The 21,904-nt window shown below is 58.3% G+C and carries 22 protein-coding genes; 14 read left to right on the forward strand and 8 right to left on the reverse strand.

Annotation, left to right across the window (positions count from 1 at the left end; all coding sequences use genetic code 11):
* Positions 1-46 precede the first annotated feature (46 nt).
* The 5 genes from phnE to FHK95_RS18350 form a co-directional block, all read right to left on the reverse strand.
* Positions 47-811, reverse strand: a complete 765-nt coding sequence (gene phnE, locus FHK95_RS18330; RefSeq protein WP_150306094.1) for a phosphonate ABC transporter, permease protein PhnE — start codon at positions 809-811, stop codon at positions 47-49.
* Positions 808-1,644, reverse strand: coding sequence for a PhnE/PtxC family ABC transporter permease (locus FHK95_RS18335; RefSeq protein WP_150306095.1), 837 nt, complete (start codon positions 1,642-1,644; stop codon positions 808-810). The genes phnE and FHK95_RS18335 overlap by 4 nt, the downstream gene beginning before the upstream one ends.
* Positions 1,635-2,459 (reverse strand): phosphonate ABC transporter ATP-binding protein, encoded by an 825-nt coding sequence (locus tag FHK95_RS18340; RefSeq protein ID WP_150306096.1) that lies wholly within the window; start codon positions 2,457-2,459, stop codon positions 1,635-1,637. Before FHK95_RS18340 ends, FHK95_RS18335 begins: the two co-directional genes overlap by 10 nt.
* A complete protein-coding gene (locus tag FHK95_RS18345; protein WP_150306134.1) occupies positions 2,456-3,319 on the reverse strand; it encodes a putative selenate ABC transporter substrate-binding protein in 864 nt (287 codons plus the stop codon). Before FHK95_RS18345 ends, FHK95_RS18340 begins: the two co-directional genes overlap by 4 nt.
* Before the next feature lie 438 nt (positions 3,320-3,757).
* Positions 3,758-4,183 carry a PA0061/PA0062 family lipoprotein gene (locus FHK95_RS18350; RefSeq protein ID WP_150306097.1) on the reverse strand — a complete coding sequence of 142 codons (426 nt, stop codon included), beginning with the start codon at positions 4,181-4,183 and terminating at the stop codon, positions 3,758-3,760.
* Between the two features lie 237 nt (positions 4,184-4,420).
* On the opposite strand from FHK95_RS18350, the gene FHK95_RS18355 reads away from it, so the two are divergent.
* Complete coding sequence (locus FHK95_RS18355; RefSeq protein ID WP_150306098.1) at positions 4,421-5,272, forward strand: SDR family NAD(P)-dependent oxidoreductase; 852 nt, start codon at positions 4,421-4,423, stop codon at positions 5,270-5,272.
* Positions 5,273-5,326: 54 nt separating this feature from the next.
* On the opposite strand, the gene FHK95_RS18360 is transcribed toward FHK95_RS18355, so the two are convergent.
* Together FHK95_RS18360 and FHK95_RS18365 are read right to left on the reverse strand one after the other, a co-directional pair.
* Positions 5,327-6,238 (reverse strand): alpha/beta fold hydrolase, encoded by a 912-nt coding sequence (locus tag FHK95_RS18360; protein ID WP_150306099.1) that lies wholly within the window; start codon positions 6,236-6,238, stop codon positions 5,327-5,329.
* Between the two features lie 136 nt (positions 6,239-6,374).
* On the reverse strand, positions 6,375-6,797 hold the full coding sequence (locus tag FHK95_RS18365) for an Sbal_3080 family lipoprotein (protein WP_150306100.1): 423 nt from the start codon (positions 6,795-6,797) through the stop codon (positions 6,375-6,377).
* A gap of 455 nt (positions 6,798-7,252) precedes the next feature.
* On the opposite strand from FHK95_RS18365, the gene FHK95_RS18370 reads away from it, so the two are divergent.
* The 9 genes from FHK95_RS18370 to FHK95_RS18410 all read left to right on the forward strand — a co-directional run bounded on the left by FHK95_RS18370 (position 7,253) and on the right by FHK95_RS18410 (position 16,356).
* Positions 7,253-8,431, forward strand: coding sequence for a flagellin (locus FHK95_RS18370; protein ID WP_150306101.1), 1,179 nt, complete (start codon positions 7,253-7,255; stop codon positions 8,429-8,431).
* 71 nt (positions 8,432-8,502) lie between these two features.
* Positions 8,503-8,907 carry a flagellar protein FlaG gene (locus tag FHK95_RS18375; RefSeq protein WP_150306102.1) on the forward strand — a complete coding sequence of 135 codons (405 nt, stop codon included), beginning with the start codon at positions 8,503-8,505 and terminating at the stop codon, positions 8,905-8,907.
* A gap of 97 nt (positions 8,908-9,004) precedes the next feature.
* Positions 9,005-10,453 carry a flagellar filament capping protein FliD gene (gene fliD / locus FHK95_RS18380; protein WP_150306103.1) on the forward strand — a complete coding sequence of 483 codons (1,449 nt, stop codon included), beginning with the start codon at positions 9,005-9,007 and terminating at the stop codon, positions 10,451-10,453.
* On the forward strand, positions 10,454-10,822 hold the full coding sequence (gene fliS / locus FHK95_RS18385) for a flagellar export chaperone FliS (RefSeq protein WP_150306104.1): 369 nt from the start codon (positions 10,454-10,456) through the stop codon (positions 10,820-10,822).
* Positions 10,823-11,262: 440 nt separating this feature from the next.
* Positions 11,263-11,643 carry a flagellar export chaperone FliS gene (fliS, locus tag FHK95_RS18390; RefSeq protein ID WP_150306105.1) on the forward strand — a complete coding sequence of 127 codons (381 nt, stop codon included), beginning with the start codon at positions 11,263-11,265 and terminating at the stop codon, positions 11,641-11,643.
* A 10-nt stretch (positions 11,644-11,653) separates the two neighbouring features.
* Positions 11,654-11,950, forward strand: a complete 297-nt coding sequence (locus FHK95_RS18395; RefSeq protein WP_178114846.1) for a flagellar protein FliT — start codon at positions 11,654-11,656, stop codon at positions 11,948-11,950.
* A 173-nt stretch (positions 11,951-12,123) separates the two neighbouring features.
* Positions 12,124-13,599 carry a sigma-54 dependent transcriptional regulator gene (locus tag FHK95_RS18400; RefSeq protein ID WP_150306107.1) on the forward strand — a complete coding sequence of 492 codons (1,476 nt, stop codon included), beginning with the start codon at positions 12,124-12,126 and terminating at the stop codon, positions 13,597-13,599.
* A gap of 124 nt (positions 13,600-13,723) precedes the next feature.
* Complete coding sequence (locus FHK95_RS18405) at positions 13,724-14,968, forward strand: sensor histidine kinase (RefSeq protein WP_150306108.1); 1,245 nt, start codon at positions 13,724-13,726, stop codon at positions 14,966-14,968.
* Positions 14,965-16,356 (forward strand): sigma-54-dependent transcriptional regulator, encoded by a 1,392-nt coding sequence (locus FHK95_RS18410; protein ID WP_150306109.1) that lies wholly within the window; start codon positions 14,965-14,967, stop codon positions 16,354-16,356. The genes FHK95_RS18405 and FHK95_RS18410 overlap by 4 nt, the downstream gene beginning before the upstream one ends.
* Before the next feature lie 354 nt (positions 16,357-16,710).
* Here FHK95_RS18410 and FHK95_RS18415 read toward each other — a convergent pair whose 3' ends face one another.
* Positions 16,711-17,151: an REP-associated tyrosine transposase gene (locus FHK95_RS18415; protein WP_150306110.1), complete on the reverse strand. Its 441-nt coding sequence runs from the start codon at positions 17,149-17,151 to the stop codon at positions 16,711-16,713.
* An 84-nt stretch (positions 17,152-17,235) separates the two neighbouring features.
* Here FHK95_RS18415 and FHK95_RS18420 point away from each other — a divergent pair.
* The 4 genes from FHK95_RS18420 (at position 17,236) to fliG (ending at position 21,850) form a co-directional block, all read left to right on the forward strand.
* Positions 17,236-18,383 (forward strand): IS3 family transposase gene (locus tag FHK95_RS18420; RefSeq protein WP_150306111.1). Its coding sequence is split into 2 segments (ribosomal slippage): positions 17,236-17,491 and positions 17,491-18,383, totalling 1,149 coding nucleotides; the frame shifts between segments, so codons are not numbered across the junction.
* A 347-nt stretch (positions 18,384-18,730) separates the two neighbouring features.
* Positions 18,731-19,063: a flagellar hook-basal body complex protein FliE gene (gene fliE / locus FHK95_RS18425; protein ID WP_150306112.1), complete on the forward strand. Its 333-nt coding sequence runs from the start codon at positions 18,731-18,733 to the stop codon at positions 19,061-19,063.
* Positions 19,064-19,110: 47 nt separating this feature from the next.
* Positions 19,111-20,838: a flagellar basal-body MS-ring/collar protein FliF gene (gene fliF, locus FHK95_RS18430; protein ID WP_150306113.1), complete on the forward strand. Its 1,728-nt coding sequence runs from the start codon at positions 19,111-19,113 to the stop codon at positions 20,836-20,838.
* Entirely contained in the window at positions 20,831-21,850 is a 1,020-nt protein-coding gene (gene fliG, locus FHK95_RS18435) for a flagellar motor switch protein FliG (RefSeq protein ID WP_150306114.1), read from the forward strand. The genes fliF and fliG overlap by 8 nt, the downstream gene beginning before the upstream one ends.
* Positions 21,851-21,904 lie beyond the last annotated feature (54 nt).

Genomic DNA, 21,904 nt, shown 5'->3' on the forward strand with positions numbered 1-21,904 from the left:
CGGTTAGCTTGGTACGAGCTGGTGCTCGGACCTCCCAGAAACCAGGTTAGCCGAGTCGCGCTCGCAGCCAGGCGCTCAAGGCATCCACCAGCAATACCATGATGATCATCGCCAGGATGACGGTCATCGCCCGCGACTGCTGAAACAGACTGAGCGTCACATACAGCATCTGCCCCAGCCCGCCAGCGCCTACGAACCCGAGCACCGCCGCCATACGGATGTTGTTCTCCCACCGATACAGGCTGTACGCGACCCATTGCGGCATCACGTTGGGGAGGGTGCCGTAGCAGAATGCGGCAACCGGGCCGGCTCCCGCGTCGCGCAGCGCCTGCGCAGGTTCAACGGGTGCGTTTTCCAATGCTTCGGCAAACAATCGCCCCAGTACGCCAGCGGTGTGTAGCGCGATGGCCAGCGTGCCGGCAAAGGGGCCAAGCCCCGCGGCCAATACCATCAACGCCGCCCACACCAGGTCGGGCACCGAGCGCAGGGTGTTGAGCAGCAGGCGCGACAGGCTCTTGGTAATGCGCCCAAGCCGGCCAGCCGCGAACAGACTTAACACCGCGCCCGCCAACGCCGCCAATAAGGTGCCGATAGCGGAAATCGCCAGGGTTTCCAGAGCACCGCGCGCGATTTTTGATAGCCAGTCCGGGGCGGTCTCCGGCGGAAAAAATGACTGCGCGTAGCTGAGCATCTGCTCCGGGCTGTCGCCACGAAACAGACCCAGCAGATCCATGCCCAGGTAGCTAAATGAGGCGATCAGCGCTGCGATTATGGCGCTGACCCAGAGCAGCGCTTCGAGCCGCCGACTCATGCCAGCCTCCGGCGCAGCAGCGTGCTCAGTTGATCGGCCAGCAACACCAGCACCAGGAAGGTAAGCAGGATGCTGACCACCTCACCGCCGGCAAACATGCGGATCGACAGGTCAATCATCTGCCCCAGACCGCCGGCGCCAACAAATCCCATAATCACCGAAGCGCGCACGGCGCATTCCCAGCGGTAAATGGTGTAGGACATTAGCTCCTGCGCGGCAGCTGGCACTACACCGTAAAAGAATGCGGCCAAGCGGGAGCTGCCAGCCTGCATCAATGCGCGCGCCGGGCGCTGGTCGACCGACTCGTAAATTTCCGCATACACCTTGCCGAGCATGCCGCTATAGGTAATGGTGATTGCCAACACGCCGGCGGTGGGGCCGAGCCCGACCGCCCGCACAAACAACAGCGCCCAGACGATTTCCGGAATACTGCGCAGCAGAATCAGCAACAAACGCACCGGATAGCGTGCCGCGCTGGCCCAGCGTGAAGGGCGACCGGTCAGCAGGGCGGAAACAGACAATGCACGGCTGGCCAGCAGGCTGAGCGGAATCGCCAATAGCAGCGCCAGCGCCAGGCCGGCAGTTGCCATGGCCAGGGTTTCCAGCGTCGCCTTGCCGAGCATGGCGAGAAATTCCGGGGAGGTGTTGGGCGGCCAGAACCCGGCGAGAAAGTGGCTGAAAACGTCCAGATTGCGTGGATCAACCAGGGCGGCGGGAGCAAATTCAGTGATTACCAGACCGGGCCAAAGCAGTGCGATAGCCAGCACGGTAATAAGCAGGCGGGGCAGGGCGGCCGGGTCGCGATGGGACTGCGCCGATGACGTCAGAAGCATCGCGGCGCTGTCCGGATTAGGTTTTCCTGTAGGGCCGCGATGGTTGGCGCGGATTCGCTAGCGGCGCCTAGCAGGCTGTCGTTTGCATACAGGCCGTTCAGGTCGTTGTCGGTTACATCACTAGCAGCGCAGTCGAACAGGATTTTGCCATCCCGCAGACCGATCACCCGCGGAAAATGCCGCAACGCCAGATCCACTGCATGCAGGCTGGCAACCAGGGTAATCCCGCGTTCATCAGCGATGCGGTTGAGTAGCGCGAGGGTATGGTCCGCCAGCACCGGGTCCATGGCGGATACCGGCTCATCGGCCAACAGCAAATCAGCGCCCTGATACAACACCCGGGCAATTCCCACCCGCTGCAGTTGGCCGCCGGAGAGTTGATCGCAACGGGCATAGAGTTTGTCCGCCAGATCCAGCGGCTCAAGCGCTGCGCGTGCGCCTTCTGCGTCCAGTGGATAACACAGCGATGCGAGGGCACGCGGTAGCGACCATTGTCCGAGTCGTCCGGCCAATACTGCCGTTACCACCCTCTGGCGCGGCGGCAGCGGCGGGCTCTGGTGAATCAAGCCGATACGCGTGCGCAGCGTGCGCAATGTGCGGCCACGCAGCTGCGTCGGATCGTTATCCAACAGACTCAGGCGGCCGGCGCTGGGATTCAGGCCGGTGCCCAACAAGCGTAATAGCGTGGTTTTGCCGGCACCGGACGGGCCGATAATCGCCACCCGTTCACCGGCGGCGATTGTCAGATCAAGCTTTTCAAGTGCCCGAAAACCACCGGGATGGGTCAGACCCACCCCGTCGAGACGGATGCTCACTCAAGCAGGCCGGCAGCGCGTGCAGCTTCCTCGATGCCCTTGTAGTTCTCGGCATTGGTTTCGATAAAGCGCGAGGCGCGTTGCAGGTCGAGGATCTCTTTATGCTCGAGATTTGCCGGGTCCAGCTTGAGGAAGGCTTGCTTGATCTTCTCGGTTAGCTCTTCGCCCAGATCGCCACGCACGGTCCAGTTGTAGTCGAAATAGGTCGGCGTGCGGTTATATACCCGTACCTTGTCGGTATCGACCTTGCCATCTTCAACCAGCTTGTCCCACACCGATGCGTTGAGCACGCCCGCATCCACACGGCCGGATTCAACCCAGGCGACGGTGGCGTCATGCGCGCCGGAGAAGGCGACGCGGCTGAAAAAGTCGTCCGGAGCGATACCGTCCTGCTGCATGAAATAGCGCGGCATCAGGTGGCCTGAGGTAGAAGAAACCGAACCGAACGCGAAGCTCTTGCCTTCTAGGTCAGTGTGCTGGGTAATGGTTTTATCGGCGGTAATAAAGGTGCTGGTGAACACCTCATCCTGCTCGCGCTGTACCAGCGGGATCGCATCGCCGGTGCGTAAACGTGCCTGCACAAAGGTAAAACCGCCCAACCAGGCCATATCCAGCCGCTTGGAACCTAGCGCCTCAACCACGCCCGCGTAATCGGATACTGGCTGGAATTTCACTTCCATGCCCAGCTCTTGCTCGAGGTATTTTCCCAGCGGCTCGAACTTGCGCAGCAGCTCAGTGGGTGCCTCATCAGGAATAGCGGAAACGCGCAAAACCTCGGTATCGGCAGCGTGGGCAACAGGGAAAATGGAAGCAACAGACAGGCACAAACCAGCCATCACGGCCAGCGGACGTTTAATCATCGACATGTATTTCTCCGGTTCAATAGCGGAAGACTCCTGACCGGGTGTCGAGGCCAGCCAGGGCGTGGCGCAAGTTTACTGCATCGCGGAAGGGAGGCAAGCGGTGTGAAAGGCTGAAGACCAAGCCCGTAGACTGAACCTGGAGCATCGTGGCTATCTAACGGTAGGAGCGTCGACCCCGGCGCGACGGCGGCCGAAGGACGCCCCGGGTTAGTACAAACCAGCTGGCCTTAGGGCCAGCATCGCCGCGGGTCGCGCCTCCCACGGGTGAGGGCCAAATCTTTGGGTGTGGTTGGGGTATGAACGTGGTCCGCTATTGATCTCAGTCGTCTGGCTTACGAAGGCGTTAGTCGCGAGGTATCGAAGGATTACAAGGTTAGCAAACCCACTTCACGCCAACCCGTGGGAGGCGCGAGCCGCGGCGATTGCTTTTGACCTTCAAACCCCAGGCCCACACCTCAACACCCTGGCACTGGCCAACGACTCCCCACTGGGCGCTTCCAACCAGCCCACAGTCGACCAGCCCAGCTGATTCACCACCAGCCGATACTCATAACCCGCCTCAAAGCCATCATAATAAACACTCAAAATACAGCTACGCCGCTGGATATCACCCAGCAACCCACTGGCAGAGGCGCGGGCCGAACTCTCATAGCGAAAGCGCACCTGCAGCTCATGCTTCCCCGGTGGAATGTCATCAAATTGCAGGCCACGCACCAGCTCCCCATCAAGCCGATAAGCACTGAGGTGATCGCCGGGGCGCATGGTGTCCAGATTGATGCGCACGACATCCGCTGGCACCGGCTCATACGGTTGAGAGACGCAGCCAGCCAGCAGTAGTGTTAATAAGAGAAACGCACGCATCGCAGTCTCCAAATTTCGCGCGGTGGAGCAGGGCTCGGTTTACCAGAGTTCGATCAATACGCGACCGCCCAGCAAGCATCAATCCAAAAGCACATCCGGGCAATAAGTCATGCTGCTAAAGCTCAATCAACCAGGCGCATAGCAGTAGCCGCCACCGGAACGGCAGGGCATTCTCTCACACCAAATTCGATCAACTGCGCTTTGAATCGTTCAGAGCCCCGTGACAGGAGATTTCACATGCAGGATTTCAAAGGCAAGGTTGCGGTAATCACCGGCGGGGGCAGCGGCCTGGGTCGTGAGCTGGCGCTGTGCTGCGCTGCCCGTGGTATGAACCTGGTGCTGGGCGATGTCGATGAACAGGGCATGCAGGAAACCCTGCGCCTGGTAGAAGAAAAGGCACCCGGCACCGAGTCGGCCACCATGCGTTTGGACGTCTCCAAACTCGAACAGGTGCAGGAATTTGCCGCGCTGGCCAAAAGCCGCTTCGGCGGCGCGCATATCCTGTTCAACAACGCCGGCGTCAGCGTTGGCGGGCCGGTGTGGATGAACACCCAGGCCGATTGGGAATGGGTGATGGGTGTAAACCTCTATGGTGTGGTGTGGGGCATCAAGGCCTTTACCCCGATGATGATCGAGCAGGGCGAAGGCCATATCGTCAATACCGCCTCCGCGGCAGGCTGGCTGAACGGCCCGAGCATGGCGGTGTATAACGCCAGCAAGCATTCGGTAGTTGCTTTGTCGGAAACCCTGGCGCTGGATCTGCACGATGCCGGTGCCGACCACGTCGGCGTCACCGTACTCTGCCCGGCGTTTTTCCCCACTGCCATCCATGAGTCTGCGCGCAACCGTCCGGCTGATATGGCTGACACCATCGAGCGCAATGAGATCGCCGCCGAACGCACCGCCGCAATTAAGTCCGCGGTCGCCAAAGGCCGTATCAAGGCAGAAGATATTGCCGAGATGACGCTCAAGGCGGTTGAGGATGACCAGTTCTACGTCTTCCCACACCGCAAGATCAAGGACCTGATCAGGCTGCGCGCCGAAGCAGCGGGTGCTGAAAAGACCGTATTTGATTCGATGAATCCCTAAGCAGTAACAACCCCGGCGTCGCTTCAATCGGTGCGGCGCTGGGGGCAGTACCTCTCAGCCAACCGAAGCTACCCGTCTGAACGGCACCACGTTCTGCTGCTCTGTCACCGGTGCCGGTTGCTGGACGGGTGTCGGCTTGGGTTTGGTCAGCAGGAATCCCTCAACCGCGCGACGAACTTCCCACCAGGCGGTGCGATGTTCCATCTCCAGAAAGTGCCCGCAATGGCGAATGGTCAGGAACTCCGACTGCGGTGCTAACTCACCAAACTGCCGCGCATCCTCCGGGCTGGTGTACTGGTCCCATTCGCCGTTGATAAATAGCAGCGGCACGTCGATGTTGCCCACACAACGCATATAGTTATCCGCCGTCAGACTCTTGATCTGCCGCACGTGATAGAGCATCTGCTCATATTCGTGGTCGCCCAGCGTACTGACGTGACGGAAATTGCAGCGCTTGAATAGCGGCGGCAGGTACTCGCCAATGGTGCGGTTGATCAGATGGCCGACTTCCTCGCGGTCCAGTGCAGCCAGACAATCCTCAGCCGAGGCCAGGTAATCATGCATGGGCGCGTTGAGTACCGGCGAGAATGAGCTGATCACCGCCTGTTTGATCCGCTCCGGCCGCTGGGCCAATGCCAGCAACGTCGCCACGCCGCCCCAGGAAAACGACATCACCCGGTCGGCTTCGAAATGTTCGATCAGGTCCAGCAGAATAAGCGCCTCGTCTTCCTTGCCGATCAAAGGCGGGCAGGGGTTATACGGGCGCGATTGACCGGCATAGGGCATGTCGAACAGCACCACGTTGAACAGCGGTTGCAGATACCGCAGCGTCTGGCCAAAGGATGCGCTGGTCGCCAGCGAGCCGTTCACCAGAATAATCGTGCTGGTCGCCCCCGCGCAGGGATAGTAGCTGGTGTGCACCTGCAGGTCGCGGTGCACGCGAACGACCGCCTTGTTAGCATTCATGAAGCACCTCCGTCCGGGCGCGACCGTCTGCCGCGCCAATTGAGATGCTCCTAGTTAACGCAATCGGGATGACAGTGGCGTTGCAGAGCGGTCCCGCTGGTCGAACTTCATCTGGCTGTCATATAAGGCGATTGTTTTAAGGTGCGAACAACTCATCCACCAGCTCAACAATCTTCGGCTGCACCTGCACATACTTCTCCGGATGCCCACGCCCCTTGCGCGCATCGTAAATCGCGTGCCCCGCCGGCGTGCCGCCGCGAACTACCTGTATCGCCGCGTAGGACATATAACTGCCCAGATCGACAGACCACCGCGCATCGTAGGTCAGCGCCCAATCACAGGCCTGCGCCGCCGACCTGTTATGCACCAGACGGTAATTCACATCTCTAGACGATAAGGTCAGCAACAAGCTATCCAGCACACCGCTGCGCACGCCGGGATTGTTCACCACGCACAAGGGCGCATCTAGCCGCTTACGTACAGGCTCGATCTGTTGCTGAATGGAACAGCCGAGGAGGGGGAGGGTTAGCGCGAATACAACAAACAGCTTTCCGTGCATCGTAAATCCGTTTCAGACATGGCGGCCGGCCATGATGACGGTGCGGGGGAGGTTTGCCAAGGTTGGTAGGCCCTGTCCTGCCAGTGCGCCCATCGAGCTGGTGCTCGACGTTCCCAGCAAACCAGCAAACCAGCAAACCAGCAAACCAGCAAACAAAGAAGCACATGACCACGCACCGGGTTTCGCTCCTGGGAAGTTCGAGCACCAGCTCGTACTGATTCTTCCCCCAATTAAAGCTTTCCCACCCCCAACCGATGACCCTCCCATCGGCGCGGCGTACGTTTCTTGCTGTACAACCCTTTGTCAAGCCAGCAAAAAATGTTTTTTCAGGAAAAGCCTAAAGCTCTTGGCCACCACGCCGATACAGTAACTGAACGCGAACATAATGGGTGCCTGGAATAGCCGGCCCATGAGTCGCATCAGGCATACCTTTTCGCTCTAATGGAGAATTACCCATGGCACTTACAGTAAACACCAACGTAGCTTCGCTTAACGCCCAGCGTAACCTGGGTACTTCTTCCAGCAACCTGCAGACTTCCCTTGAGCGTCTGTCTTCTGGTTCGCGTATCAATAGTGCCAAGGATGATGCTGCTGGCCTGCAGATCTCCAACCGGTTGACCAGCCAGATCAATGGCCTGGGCGTCGCGGTCAAAAACGCTAATGACGGTATCTCCATCGCCCAGACTGCTGAAGGCGCGATGCAGGAATCGACCAGCATTCTGCAGCGTATGCGTGATCTGGCTTTGCAGTCAGCGAATGGCTCGAATGATGCTAAAGACCGCGAGTCACTGAATAAAGAAGTTGTTCAGCTGCAGGAAGAACTGGATCGCATAAGCACAACCACTTCCTTCGGCGGCCAGAAGCTTCTCAACGGAGACTTCGGCACCAAAGATTTCCAGGTTGGCTCTAACGCCAATGAGACCATCTCGCTGACGGTCGGACAGATGGATACCGCCTCGCTGCAGGGCGATGTGATAACTACTGAGGCCAGCGTGGGCGCTACGTTTACTTCGGCCTTTGCTGCAGTGACTGTAGATGGTGCTGCAACCATTACTTTGGGCTCGAATGACCCTATTACAGTCGACCTGGTTCAGGCTGACGATATCGATACTACGCTTGCTAAAATTAACACGGCAATTACCGATAGCGGCGTTACTGGCCTGAGCGCAGAGAAGAATGGGACGGATATTGTATTCACTTCGTCCCTAGCCGAAGGTACTACAACAACTGACGCAAGTATAACTGTAGCCACTACAGCAACTGGCGGTATCACTGCTGGGACGCAAGCAGGCGCAGATATCGATGAAGTTTCAGAACCCAAATCCGTAAACGCCATCGATATTACTACTCAAGACGGAGCGCAAGAAGCTGTTCAGATTATTGACGGCGCGATTGGGATGATCGACAGCCAGCGAGCTGACCTCGGTGCAATTCAAAACCGCTTCGAGTCGACCATCAGCAATTTGCAGAACATCTCCGAAAACGTATCAGCTGCACGCAGTCGCATCATTGATACTGACTACGCCGCTGAATCTGCCAACATGACCAAGAACCAGATCATGCAGCAGGCCGGTACTGCGATGCTGTCCCAGGCGAACCAGCTGCCACAGGCTGTTCTTAGCCTGCTGGGCTAAGGCAACAGGCGGTAACGATGCGGGGAGAGGGGTGACCTTCTCTCCGCTTTTTCCTATGCGAGGTGAGTACCATGGATATGGGCACTTTCAAACCGTTGGAAATCAACCGTAGCGGCATCAGTGCTGCGCCGGTCGAGGCGGGCCTCAACAGCCGTACGCAGAATCGATCGATGGAAGCGGCGCAGCTCAAATCGGCAATGTTGCCGGTTGGGACGCAATCTCCAACTGCAGTAGAGCAATCCGGTCAAGTTGATCGCAATGCGCTGGATTCGGCCGTGATCGATATTCAGGATTTTACGCAGTCGGTCAGTCGTGATATCGATTTCCAGCTGGATGATTCCACGGGGCAGGTCGTCATCAATGTCACCGAGCGTTCGAGCGGTAACGTGATTCGCCAGATCCCCTCTGAAGACGCGTTGCGTCTAGCAGAGAGTATTTCCGAAATCCGCAGTTTGTTGTTCAAGGCGGAAGCCTGATTTTCTAGCCGGTTTTGCTGGCATGTAACTTGCTGTGTGACCGGTAACGCTGTTCGGATTCAATATCCGTCAAAATTTTGGTCGGAAGGATATCAACATGGCTATTACAGGAATCGGTTCGGGCATGGACATTCAGGGCATGGTCAATGCCCTGGTCAATGCCGAGGCTGCGCCGAAGACCGCGCAGCTCAATCGTCTGGAAAAGGCGACCACCGCTAAGTTTTCCGGACTCGGGCAATTTCGTAGCGCCATGGCTGATTTCCAGTCCGTCGTGAAGGACCTGAACAGTGCCGCGCTGTTCGAGAAGCGTACTGCTACCTCCGGCAAACCCGATGTATTCAGCGTAAGCGCTGACAGCAAGGCGGTTGCCGGTAATTACAGCGTGCAGGTATTCAATGTCGCGCAGACCAGCAAGGTTGCGCTGAAGGGCGTGGATGACCCGGCTGCGTCGCTAGGTTCAGGCAAGCTCAATATCAGCGTGGGTGAACAGAGTCTGGCTGTCGATATTGCCGAAGGCAGTAGCAGCCTGACCGACATCCGCGACGCAATCAATGCTGCCGGTAAGGAGCAGGGGCTCAGCGCGACCATCGTGACCGATCCGGGTGGTACGGGTGGCTCTCGTCTGGTGCTCAGTTCCACCAAGTCGGGCACAGGTAACGACATTTCAGTCGTTGCGAGCGATTACAGCGGAACGCTAAACGACCTTGCTTTTACGCCACCGGCTCCGGACGCAACCTTTACGCCGCCCGACGTTACCGATCCGCGAGCGCCCAAGGTCATCAGTTACGCTCGTGATGCCAATCTGGCCGTGGACGGCATAACGATAAGCAGCCAAAGCAATACCGTTTCTGATGCAATCGACGGCGTAACCCTGACGCTGCAGTCAGCGCAATCTAAGGAAGAAATCGATAAGGCCACTACCGTCAGCTTGACAGTTGGTGAGGATCGCGCGGCGGTAAAGTCTTCGCTGAAGAAGTTCGTTGACGGTTATAACAAATTGATGAGTACGGTCGGCTCGTTGACCAAAGTGACTGCAGTCGGGGGAGATGACGGCACGCCTCTTACGGGGGCACTGGTTGGCGATGCCTCGGTCCGTTCATTCATGTCGAGCATTCGAAGCGATCTAGGTAACCCAGCTGGTACCAGCGAGATGAAGATCCTCGCGGACCTCGGCATCTCAACCCAGCGCGACGGTACTTTGAAGATCGATGACACCCGGCTGGACAAGGCGCTCGATGAAAACCTCAGTCAGCTATCCGGTTTTCTGACCGGCGAAAGCGGATTGATGTCACGACTCGAAAACACCGTTAAGCCTTATACCCAGACGGACGGGATTCTCGAAAGCCGCACCAAGGGGTTACAAAACACACTTAGCAGCGTGGACGACCAGCGTGAGTCTCTTACCCGTCGAGTCGGAAAACTTGAAGCGCGTCTGCTGGCCCAGTTCAACAAGATGGATTCGCTGCTCGGGCAGATGGGCCAGACCAGCGATTTCCTGGTAGGCGCGCTCGCCAACCTGCCTGGCGTTGTCAAAAAGGATAAATAAATGGCAAGCCCGATCGACATCTACAAACAAGTCAATATCGCCCAGGAAGTTTCCCAGTACCGCGCCGTGCAGTTACTGCTTAACGGCGCCATCGAGCGAGTAAAGCTCGCCCGCCATGCCCAGGCTACGGGTAACCTCGAACGTCGTGGTACCGCGGTCAGCAGCACCATCAGTATCATTGGTGCGCTGCAAGGCGCGCTCGACAAGGATATGGGTGGGGAGATTGTCGAGAATCTGGATTCGCTGTACGACTACATGACCCGCAAGCTGGCCGGCGTGGCGCTGGATGGTACGCCCAGGTCGCTGGATGAAGTGCAGGGGTTGCTGGAGGAGATCAAGGAAGGTTGGGACTGGATTGAGCCTAAGTAGGGCTCTGAGTGTTGCTGGAATGTCGAACCCCGGCTTATAGGCCGGGGTTTATTGTTTTTGGAGGGCAATATTTGTGGTGTGGTGCTCCGGGCTGCGTTCGAGCGCGCCGGCGGGGTTTGGTGTGGTTTGCGAGCTCGGCGTAGCGCAGGCGCACTACACCCCCAGGGCGTTCCCATGCTGCAAGGCGGGACGCCAGGTGGCTATGTGGTTGTTCCGGGTTTGAGAGTTGGGAGTGGCTGTGAGCTTGATCGCCGCGGGTCGCGCCTCCCACGGGTTGGTGCCGTGCCGATTTCGAATTCATTGCTGCTTTTCGAACAGCGTCGCCCCTAGAGTTCTGGTTTGACTGTATCTACCCGCAACAAACATCCGAAATACCCTTCAAGTTTTCCCCGTTCTGCCGATATATCAAGCATCTTCAATACACTCCAGGATATTTCGTGATGAACGCTTACGCCGCCATGAAGCAGTACCAGACCGTCAACGTTAACGCCCAGGTGACTGAGGCTGATCCGCATCGTTTGATTCAGATGTTGTTCGAAGGCGGGCTGCAGCGTATTGCTCAGGCCAAGGGCGCGATGCAGTATGGCAATGTTGCGCTGAAGGGTGAGCTGATTGGTAAATCCATTGGTATCGTCAGCGGGCTGCGTGAGTCGCTTGATATCAAGAAGGGTGGCGAGATGGCGGCTAACCTGGATAATCTCTATGCTTTCATGATTCAGCGCTTGAGCCAGGCCAATCTGAAGAATGATCCGGCCGTGCTTGATGAAGTGGCTAATCTGTTGCGCGAAATCAAAGAAGGCTGGGATTCGATCCAGGCCTGAGGAGACGGACATGGCTGTTGCAGTCAAGCAGTTGGAAGAGGCGCACGTAGCGCTGATCGCCGCGGTGCGAGGCGGAGATTGGGACCAGGTCGGTGAGCTGGATGCCCTGTGCCGGTTGCTGGTTGGCCAGGCGATGGAGCAGCCGGACCGCAACGAGCAGGCGCTGGCCGAGACGCTGTCTTCGTTATCCGAGACCTATAAAGAAGTGATTGCGCTGTGCCAAACGGTACAGGGCAAGTTGGCGGACGAGCTGCATGGGCTGCAACGCAGCAAGCAGAGCGCCAGGGTTTATCAGATGTTCAGCTGAAATACCTGTCCTGAAGCGCATACAGGCATTTGGCTTCTATGTCATTCTGGTTGCGCCAACTATTTGACTCCCATCACAAATCTGGCTATCTTTGACCAATATTTCAGAAGGCGTGGCAATTAGCCATCAAGCCAGCGGTCGGCTGCCTGTGAACAGGACTAGTGCACTCCCTTATGCTGCCTAACAATCACATTCTATTGATCGAAGACTGCCCGGAAAGCCGGCGTGACCTGCAGGTCATTCTCGAATTCCTGGGCGAAGACGCGGTTATTACCTGTTCCGAAACATGGCAGGTGGATGTCGAGGCGGTGCTCGACAGCCCCGCCGCGGCGCGCTGTGTCATTGTCGGACGTTGCGACCATGCTCAAGGCACCCAGGGATTGCTGACCCAGCTCGACAAGTGGGACGCTAACCTGCCGGTTATTCTGTTCGATGGGCATGAATCATCGCCCTGGCCCGAGCATCTGCGCCAACGCTTGTTGGCAGTGCTGACGCCTCCGCTGAGCTACAACCAGTTGCTGGATTCGCTGCACCGCGCCCAGGTGTATCGCGAGGTGCTGGATTCGCGGAACAAGCGCGGCAGTCAGCGCGAGCCCAATCTGTTCCGCAGTCTGGTGGGCACCAGCCGCAGCATTCAGTCAGTCAGGCTGATGATGCAGCAAGTTGCCAATACCGAGGCGACGGTGTTGATTCTGGGGGAGTCAGGCACTGGCAAGGAAGTGGTCGCGCGCAACCTGCATTACCATTCCTCCCGTAGAGAAGCGCCCTTTGTTCCGATCAACTGCGGTGCGATTCCGGCTGAGTTGCTGGAAAGCGAGCTGTTTGGTCACGAGAAAGGCGCCTTTACCGGTGCAATTACCACCCGCGCCGGACGCTTTGAACTGGCTCAAGGCGGCACGCTGTTTCTCGACGAGATCGGCGACATGCCATTGCCGATGCAGGTCAAACTGTTGCGGGTATTGCAGGAGCGGACCTTTGAGCGCGTCGGCAGCAACAGGGTGCAGACTGCCGATGTGCGGATAATCGCCGCGACGCACAAGAATCTCGAAGACATGATCGAGCAGGGCAGCTTCCGCGAGGATCTGTTCTACCGCCTCAACGTGTTCCCGATCGAGATGCCGGCGATGCGCGAGCGGGTGGAGGATCTGCCCGTGTTGCTCAACGAACTCATCACCCGTCTGGAACGCGAGAAGCGTGGTTCGATTCGCTTCAGCACCTCGGCAATTCTGTCGCTGTGTCAGCATGATTGGCCGGGTAACGTCCGGGAGCTGGCCAATCTGGTCGAGCGCATGGCGATCATGCATCCCCACGGCGTGATCGGCGTGAACGAGCTGCCGCGCAAGTTCCGTTATGTCGAAGACGATCACGATGACCTGCGTGGTCAGCATCAGAATTCAGAAGACGATGAGCGCGGTGACGCCTTCAACGGACTGGTCGGACTTAACAGTCCTGCCTTCCTGCCCCCTGAAGGGCTGGACCTCAAGGAGTACCTCGGCGGGCTGGAGCAGACGCTGATTCAGCAGGCGCTGGATGAGTGCTCGGGAGTCGTCGCCCGTGCTGCGGAGCGCTTGCGTATTCGGCGTACCACGCTGGTCGAAAAGATGCGCAAATACGGTCTGAACCGTGCTGCCGAAGTGACTGAAGACTGACAGAAGAATGACGCCTCCCTGTGCGGATGGTGTGTAACTAACTGATTTACAAGGATTCACGTCTGCTGGCATAGGCCTTGCTATATCCCCTGTTGAAGCACTATTTCGTCACCAGGGGATTTACATGGTCGTACCTGCTCAGCACTTGGCTCAAGACAATGGATTGCCCGCCGGCAGCGCTGACGCTGAAACCCGGGACGGCGCCAGCCTTGAACAGGCTTACCGGCAGTTCAGCAACCTCTCTGGTCAGCTTACCGAATCCTATGCCCTGCTCGAACAGCAGGTCACGACGCTCAAATCCCAACTCGCCGATGTCAGTCAGCAGCGTACCCGCGAGCTGGCCGAAAAGGCGCGCCTGGCCGGTCGGCTACAGAATCTGCTCGATCTGCTGCCCGGCGGCGTGGTGGTGCTGGACGGTCGTGGTGTGGTACGTGAGGTCAATCCCGCTGCCCGCGAATTGCTCGGCGAACCTATCGAGGGCATGCTCTGGCGCGATCTTATCCGTGAGCGCTTTGCCCCGCGGGAGGACGATTACCACGAGGTCTCACTGCGTAGCGGTCGCCGCGTATCCATGGCGACGCGCTCATTGGTCGGCGAGCCGGGGCAGTTGATCCTGCTTACCGATCTGACCGAAACCCGCCAGTTGCAAACGCAGCTGGCGCGGCACGAGCGGTTGTCGGCACTGGGCCGCATGGTCGCCTCGCTGGCGCATCAGATTCGCACGCCACTGTCTGCAGCGCTGCTGTATGCCAGCCATCTGACTGATCCCGCGCTGGTCGAGAGTAATCGCCAGCGCTTCAGCGAGCGCTTGAAGGGTCGCCTGGAAACCATTGAGCATCAGGTGCGCGACATGCTGCTGTTCGCCAAGGGCGATCTGCCCCTGGACGACCGCCTGAGCGTCAGCGAGCTGTTCGCTGCGTTACGTCAGCAGGCCGAGCCGTTGATGGAGCAGGGCGGTGCAGTGTGTCGGTGGGATAACCGTTGCCCTGATCATCTGCAATTGCGCTGCAACCGCGAGACGCTGGTCGGTGCAGTGAACAATCTTATCGAGAATGCCATCCAGGCCGGCACACCCGCCGCACGGCTGAAGGTCTGCGCGCGTCTGATCGAACATCAGCTGAGTCTCAGCGTGGTGGACGCGGGAGCCGGCATGACCGATGCACAACTCTCCCGCATCGGTGAACCCTTTCATACCACCCGCGCGCAGGGCACAGGGCTCGGTGTTTCGGTGGTCAAGTCCGTTGCCCAGGCGCATGGCGGCGCGTTTTATATGCGCAGCAAGGCCGGGTGGGGCACCTGCGCCGAGATACTCTTGCCCTTCGCCCGACCAGCGCAGGGCGCTGCGTTGTCTGGGGAGGACAGTCAGTGACGCCCCGCATATTGCTGGTAGAGGACGATCGCGGTCTGCGTGAGGCGCTTTCCGATACGCTGATGCTGGGTGGTTATCAGTATCTGGAAGCGGAAAATGCCGAAACCGCACTGAAGTTGCTGGAGCGCGAAGCTGTTTCAATGGTGGTCAGCGACGAGAACATGCCGGGGATGGATGGGCATGATCTGCTGCGCATCCTGAACCAGCGGTATCCGCAACTGCCGGTCTTGCTGATGACAGCTTATGGAACTGTGCAGCAGGCGGTCGTTGCCATGCGCGACGGCGCCGTGGACTATCTGGTAAAACCCTTTGCGCCCAAGGCCCTGCTCGATCTGATTGCCCAACATAGCCAGGGTCGCTTGCAGCCGCTCGATGATAACGGGCCGGTAGCGGTCGAGCCTGCCAGTCAGCAGTTGTTACAGCTGGCTGCGCGGGTAGCAGCCAGTGATTCCACTGTGCTGATTTCCGGCGAGTCTGGAACAGGCAAGGAAGTGCTGGCCCGGTTCATCCACCAGCATTCCCCCCGCGCAGACCAGCCCTTTATCGCCATCAATTGCGCTGCCATTCCGGAGAACATGCTGGAGGCCACTTTGTTCGGCCACGAAAAAGGCTCCTTTACCGGCGCCATTGCCGCGGCACCGGGCAAGTTCGAGCAGGCCAATGGCGGCTCGTTGTTGCTCGATGAAATTTCCGAAATGCCGCTGGCGCTGCAGGCCAAGCTGCTGCGGGTGTTACAGGAGCGGGAGGTCGAGCGAGTCGGCGGGCGCAAGCTGATCAAACTGGATATCCGCGTTATCGCCACCACCAACCGCGACATGCTCGCTGAGGTGGCTGCCGGACGGTTCCGTGAGGATCTGTATTACCGGCTTGGTGTATTCCCGCTGCAATGGGAGCCGCTGCGCAGCCGGCCCGGCGATATATTGCCGATAGCCGAGCGTCTGCTAAATAAACATATGCGCAAGATGAATCAGGCGCGCGTGCAGTTCGCTGATGATGCGCGTCAGGCGTTGCGACAGCATCCCTGGCCAGGCAACGTGCGCGAGCTGGATAATGCCGTGCAGCGCGCCATGATCCTGCAGCAGGGCGGGGTGATTCGGGCGCAGGATTTGTGTCTGGGGATGGTGCCGGGCGGGGCGATTCCGGCTCAGCCGTCTATGCCATCGCATGCCGCGTCCACGCCCTCCGCGTTTGTTGCGGCACCTGTTGCCGGTGATCTGGAGTCGGGCGTCAAAGAGCGGGAGTATCAGATGATTCTGGAGGTGCTGCGTGCGGAACGTGGCCGCCGGAAGGAGGCCGCCGAGCGTCTTGGGATTAGTCCGAGGACGTTGCGGTACAAGCTGGCCAGAATGCGCGATGCCGGGTTTGTGGTTGAGGGGGGTGGGGTTTAATTCGGCGGACTGTTTTGTGTTTTGGTTAAAGCTTTTTTATTGCTGTGTGTCACATCGCCGCGGGTCGCGCCTCCCACGGGTTGGTTGGTGCATTAGATGAGGGCGGGGTTTGGTACAGCTCCATTGTCAATTCAAAGCACGAACCCGCAATCAGCACGCTACCAACCCGTGGGAGGCGCGACCCGCGGCGATTGGGCCTGGCAGCCAATACTTAGCCAGTACCTATCTCAAATCCTAGCAGCATCCCCGCAGAGTTCACGAACCCAACATGAACTCATTTGCACGAGGCACGATCGGATCGCCGCACCGTCGCGGCGATTGGGCCTGGCAGCCAATATTTAGCCAGTACCCAATTCAAAGCCAAGCAGCATCCCAGTGCGGATAATCCCCTACCGTTTCCACCAGTCCGGCACGAACCGGGTTCGCTATGACATATCTCGCCATAGCTTTGAGATTCTCTTCACCTCTAACAGCCCGATCATGAAACCCATCCTGCCAGACACGCTTGCCAAGTTGGGCTGACGCTACACGTTTCACCCTTCGTATCGTTTCCGAAAGACTGGTCTCTTCCAGCTGCAGCAGCCAGTGAAAATGGTCTGGCATGACAACAAAAGCCCAGGTTTGCGCCTGATTTCGGAGTGAGGCTTCTCTCAATATCCTGATAAGCAGCCGAGCAGACTCTAGGTCTTTGAAGATCGGTTGGCGATTAAGCGTGACGGCGGTTACGAGGTAGTAGTGGCCGGGCTCGGATCGTCGGCCTTTGCGTAGGGATTGGGAGTGGGGGTTGGGGGTCATGGGGGGGTGGGCATGTGGGCTGTGAGCTGGTCCAATGGCTCCGGACACCTCGATAGGTGAAACTACACCTATCGAGGAATACACATGACTAAAAAATATAGAAAATTCGACACCAGCTTCAAGCTGGAGGTCGTCAAGATGATCCTGGACCAGGACTTGAGTGTGGCTCAGGTTTGCCGCGATATGGGGTTGGGCGAGACGGCGGTTCGTCGCTGGGTTCAGCAGTACGAAGCTGAGCAACTGGGTGGCTCAGGCATCGGTAAGCCGTTAACGACGGAACAGCAGCGTATCCGTCAGCTTGAGCAGCAAGTGCGCGAGCTGAAGATGGATAACGATATATTAAAAAAAGCTACGGCCTTCTTTGCCCGCGAATTGAAGTAATCCACGAGGTGGTTCATCAATTACGAAGAAAGGCCTACCCGGTGATGCGCTTGTGCCGGGTGTTGCGGGTCAGTCGATCAGGATTCTATGAGTCTCGGCGCCAACGGCAAAGGCCCTCAATTGTCTGCGCGGTTGCAGTCAAGCTTAAGGCTATTTTTTCTGCGACAGATGACTGCTACGGTAGCCGACGTTTACTCAAGGCGCTGCGCACGAGCGGGGTTTCAATTGGACGGTTCAAGGTGCGCCGTTTGATGAAGGAGAATGGACTGCGAGCTGTCTGGAAACGCAAGTTCGTTCACACGACGGACAGCAATCATAATCTCCCGGTGGCGCAGAATCTGCTCAATCGCCAGTTCAATCCTGAGAGGATTAATCATTCCTGGGTGGCAGACATCACTTACATCCGAACGGGTAGCGGATGGCTCTATCTGGCGGCGGTCATGGACTTGTGCTCTCGCAAGATTGTGGGCTGGGCCATGGCACCACATATGCGCTCAGAGCTGGTCTATAGCGCAATGCAAATGGCAATCGCACAGAGGCAGCCCGGCCCCGGTTTGATTGCCCATTCAGATAGAGGCAGCCAATACGCAAGCTTGTCCTATCGTCAGCTTCTAACGAAACACGCCATGCGCTGCAGCATGAGTCGGAAAGGTAACTGTTGGGATAATGCAGTCATGGAGCGATTCTTCTTGAACCTAAAGATGGAGCGCGTCTGGAGAGGCAATTACGCGAACCACGCTGAGGCCACCAAGGACATTACCGACTACATCGTACGCTTCTACAACGACGAGCGACTGCACTCAACGCTAGGCTATTTGCCGCCCAACGGATATGAGCAGCAAGCCGCTTAAAACCACCTATTGAGGTGTCCGAAATCATTTGACCAGTACACTGGGCTTTATTTGATCAGGTTCGGCTTTGCTAGTTGGGTGGTATGGCTCGGGTTTGTGATGTGGGTCTAGGGCAGGTGGCTGTGGTTGCGGAGGCTGTGAAGTGGTTTGGCTTTTTAGGGGGGGCTAGTCCCAATCGCCGCGGGTCGCGCCTCCCACGGGTTAGTTTGTGCTGTGTTGGTAGCGGGTAGTTTCAATCTTGCTTCCGAGTATAGGTCCTAACGGCAACAGTCATCTGGCACCAATATTGCTTCAGTAATCCCAAAGCCGAAAGCGCCGTCAAAATTCTTACGGCTACGGAGAGTGCTATGACTCAGGGTGTTGAGATGAATCGTCTGATGTTGCAGATGCGCAGCATGCAGCTGGAAGCCATGGGCAAGCCCCAGGCGCCGCAGCAGGTTGAGAAGGCCGCCGACGGCCCGGCATTTGACGACATGCTCAAGATGGCATTCAACAAGGTCAGCGAACTCCAGAAGACTACCGGTGATCTGCAGAGCGGTTACGAGCGCGGCGTGCCGGGCATTGATTTGACTGAGGTGATGATCGCTTCGCAGAAATCCAGCGTCGCGTTTCAGGCAATGACGCAGGTGCGCAACAAGATGATCAGCGCCTACGAAGACATCATGAAGATGCCGATCTGACCCTATTCCTGTCACCGTCTGCCGTTGATTGATCGAGGAAAGTTTTCATGGATGCTACGCCTAATACTCCTGCCACGCGCAACGCGCCGGACTCTGCTCCGGATCGTAAGCCCCTGCTGGGTATGGCTTTTCTGGATAACTTGTCGGCGCTGCCGATGCTGCGGCAGTTTGGTTTGCTGGTCGGGCTGGCGGCGAGTGTAGCGGTCGGATTCGCCGTAGTCTTGTGGTCGCAGGAGCCGGATTACCGGCCGCTGTACGGCAGCATGGATAATTTTGATTCGGCTCAGGTGCTTGAAGTGCTGCAGCAGAGCCGCATCGAGTACAAGGTCGAGCCCAACAGCGGTGCTTTGCTGGTGCGCAGTGAAGATTATGCCGACGCGCGTATGCGTCTGGCCAGTTCAGGCGTGACGTCGACTGACCGTAACCTTGGTTTCGAAATCATGGATCGCGAGCAGGGCCTGGGCTCCAGTCAGTTCATGGAGACCACCCGCTATCGCCGCGGCCTGGAAGGCGAGATGGCGCGGACCATTTCCAGTCTGTACAACGTCAAGGCGGCGCGGGTGCATATCGCGATGCCGCGCTCGACGGTGTTTGTGCGCGATGACCGCAAACCCAGCGCGTCGGTACTGTTGGAAATGTACTCAGGTCGCAGTCTCGATCCGTCCCAGGTGATGGCCATCGTCAATCTGGTGGCGACCAGCATCCCCGAGCTGAGCAAGGATCAGGTCACTATTGTCGACCAGAACGGCAATCTGCTTTCTGATCAGGCCGAGCTGAACGAGCTGACCATGGCTGGCCGCCAGTTCGATCATGCGCGGCGCCTGGAGGACACCTATACCCGCCGCGTGCACAATATTCTGCAACCGGTGCTGGGCGATGGCCGTTACAAGGCCGAGGTCTCGGCGGACGTGGACTTCAGCGCGGTGGAATCCACCTCCGAAAGTTTCAATCCTGAGTCATCCATACGCAGTGAGCAGATTCTCAATGAGCAACGTGCCAGTGGCGCGGCGGGTCCGCAGGGCATTCCCGGTGCGCTGAGCAATCAACCCCCGGGCACGGTGAGCGTGCCTGAGCAGGTGTTCGATCCGGAAACCGGCGCGCCGATTATCGCAGCGACGCCGAAGGATATCCGCGAGCAATCGACGCGCAACTACGAACTCGATCGCGAGATCAGCTACACCCGCCAGCAACAGGGCAGGTTGCGTCGGCTTTCCGTCGCGGTAGTGGTGGATGACACCCTGCAGCTGGATCCGCAGACCGGTGAGTCGGTGCGGGTTCCGCTTGCTGAGGCCGACATCCAGCAACTGACCCGCCTGGTTCAGGATGCTGTGGGCTTTAATGAAGCCCGTGGCGACAGCGTGAGTGTGATCAACAGCCGCTTCGTGCCAGTGGGCCAGCCGGAACTGATCGCCGAGCCGCCGTTCTGGACGCAGCCCTGGATCTGGGACCTGGCCAAGCAGTTCCTGGGTATCCTGTTTGTACTGATCCTGGTGTTCGGTGTGCTGCGCCCCGTGCTGAAGAATCTGACCGCCAACAACCGCAGCCCGGCTACCGCCGGGGGGTATCCCGCGACAATGGACGACCTGGGCGGCATGGATGATGACCTGCGCGATGACCGGGTCAGCCTTACCGGATCGAGCTCGCCGACGCCGGCGTTATTGCCTCCTCCCGGCGCCGGTTACGAACAGCAGCTCAATGCAATCAAGGGGCTGTTGGCGGAAGATCCGGGCCGTGTTGCCCAGGTAGTCAAAGAGTGGATAAACGACGATGAGTGATGATGCCAAGCGCCCGCAAAAGCTGAGCAAGCTCGACAAGGCGGCTATATTTCTGCTGAGCCTGGGCGAGTCCGATGCGGCGGCGGTGCTCAAGCATATGGGACCCAAGGAAGTGCAGCGCGTGGGCACTGCCATGGCCGGTCTGCGCACCGTCCAGCGTGAGCACGTGCAGCAGGTGATGGGCGACTTTATCAGTGTGGTCGGCGATCAGACCGGGCTTGGCGTCGGCGCCGACGGCTATATCCGCACCATGCTCACCCAGGCGTTGGGTGAAGATAAGGCCAACAATCTGGTCGACCGGATTCTCCTGGGTGGCAGCACCTCGGGCCTGGACAGTCTGAAATGGATGGAGCCGCGTGCGGTGGCGGATGTGATTCGCTTTGAGCATCCGCAGATCCAGGCCATTGTGGTGGCCTATCTCGATCCTGATATGGCGGCCGAGGTGATTGGCTACTTCGATCACAAGGTGCGTCTGGATGTGCTGCTGCGGGTGGCTTCATTGAACACCGTACAACCCTCTGCATTAAAGGAATTGAACGAGATTCTCGAGAAGCAGTTCGCCGGGAACTCTAGCACCATCCGCGCCAATATGGGCGGCGTGAAGCGCACCGCGGACATCATGAACTTCCTGGAAACCACCACCGAAACGCAATTGATCGATGCCATACGCGATATTGATCAGGACCTTTCGGTCAAGATTGAGGACTTGATGTTCGTCTTCGATAACCTCTCGGACGTAGACGATCGCGGCATCCAGGCATTGTTGCGCGAAATCTCAACGGAGATTCTTATCGTGGCGCTCAAAGGTGCGGATGAAGCGATCAAGGACAAGATCCTGCGCAATATGTCCAAGCGTGCGTCGGAGCTGTTGCTGGATGACCTGGAAGCCAAGGGCCCGGTACGCATCAGTGAAGTCGAGGCGGCGCAGAAGGAAATTCTGACCATCGCACGGCGCATGGCCGATGCCGGCGAAATCGTGCTTGGCACCAAGGGCGGCGAGGAAATGATTTGACGCCCGCGCGTGTCGACCTGAGTGTGCTTGGGCTCGGCAGCTGTTATCCGTCCA

The organism is Pseudomonas saliphila, from assembly GCF_008638345.1.
GTDB classification, from domain to species: Bacteria; Pseudomonadota; Gammaproteobacteria; order Pseudomonadales; family Pseudomonadaceae; genus Halopseudomonas; species Halopseudomonas saliphila.

What these genes read in the sequence shown, in the direction of transcription:
- phnE (WP_150306094.1), bottom strand. Translation starts at nt 811, where the DNA reads ATGAGTCGGCGGCTCGAAGCGCTGCTCTGGGTCAGCGCCATAATCGCA.
- FHK95_RS18335 (WP_150306095.1), bottom strand. Translation starts at nt 1,644, where the DNA reads ATGCTTCTGACGTCATCGGCGCAGTCCCATCGCGACCCGGCCGCCCTG.
- FHK95_RS18345 (WP_150306134.1), bottom strand. Translation starts at nt 3,319, where the DNA reads ATGATTAAACGTCCGCTGGCCGTGATGGCTGGTTTGTGCCTGTCTGTT.
- FHK95_RS18350 (WP_150306097.1), bottom strand. Translation starts at nt 4,183, where the DNA reads ATGCGTGCGTTTCTCTTATTAACACTACTGCTGGCTGGCTGCGTCTCT.
- FHK95_RS18355 (WP_150306098.1), top strand. Translation starts at nt 4,421, where the DNA reads ATGCAGGATTTCAAAGGCAAGGTTGCGGTAATCACCGGCGGGGGCAGC.
- FHK95_RS18360 (WP_150306099.1), bottom strand. Translation starts at nt 6,238, where the DNA reads ATGAATGCTAACAAGGCGGTCGTTCGCGTGCACCGCGACCTGCAGGTG.
- FHK95_RS18365 (WP_150306100.1), bottom strand. Translation starts at nt 6,797, where the DNA reads ATGCACGGAAAGCTGTTTGTTGTATTCGCGCTAACCCTCCCCCTCCTC.
- FHK95_RS18370 (WP_150306101.1), top strand. Translation starts at nt 7,253, where the DNA reads ATGGCACTTACAGTAAACACCAACGTAGCTTCGCTTAACGCCCAGCGT.
- FHK95_RS18375 (WP_150306102.1), top strand. Translation starts at nt 8,503, where the DNA reads ATGGATATGGGCACTTTCAAACCGTTGGAAATCAACCGTAGCGGCATC.
- fliD (WP_150306103.1), top strand. Translation starts at nt 9,005, where the DNA reads ATGGCTATTACAGGAATCGGTTCGGGCATGGACATTCAGGGCATGGTC.
- fliS (WP_150306104.1), top strand. Translation starts at nt 10,454, where the DNA reads ATGGCAAGCCCGATCGACATCTACAAACAAGTCAATATCGCCCAGGAA.
- fliS (WP_150306105.1), top strand. Translation starts at nt 11,263, where the DNA reads ATGAACGCTTACGCCGCCATGAAGCAGTACCAGACCGTCAACGTTAAC.
- FHK95_RS18395 (WP_178114846.1), top strand. Translation starts at nt 11,654, where the DNA reads ATGGCTGTTGCAGTCAAGCAGTTGGAAGAGGCGCACGTAGCGCTGATC.
- FHK95_RS18400 (WP_150306107.1), top strand. Translation starts at nt 12,124, where the DNA reads ATGCTGCCTAACAATCACATTCTATTGATCGAAGACTGCCCGGAAAGC.
- FHK95_RS18405 (WP_150306108.1), top strand. Translation starts at nt 13,724, where the DNA reads ATGGTCGTACCTGCTCAGCACTTGGCTCAAGACAATGGATTGCCCGCC.
- FHK95_RS18415 (WP_150306110.1), bottom strand. Translation starts at nt 17,151, where the DNA reads ATGACCCCCAACCCCCACTCCCAATCCCTACGCAAAGGCCGACGATCC.
- fliE (WP_150306112.1), top strand. Translation starts at nt 18,731, where the DNA reads ATGACTCAGGGTGTTGAGATGAATCGTCTGATGTTGCAGATGCGCAGC.
- fliF (WP_150306113.1), top strand. Translation starts at nt 19,111, where the DNA reads ATGGATGCTACGCCTAATACTCCTGCCACGCGCAACGCGCCGGACTCT.
- fliG (WP_150306114.1), top strand. Translation starts at nt 20,831, where the DNA reads ATGAGTGATGATGCCAAGCGCCCGCAAAAGCTGAGCAAGCTCGACAAG.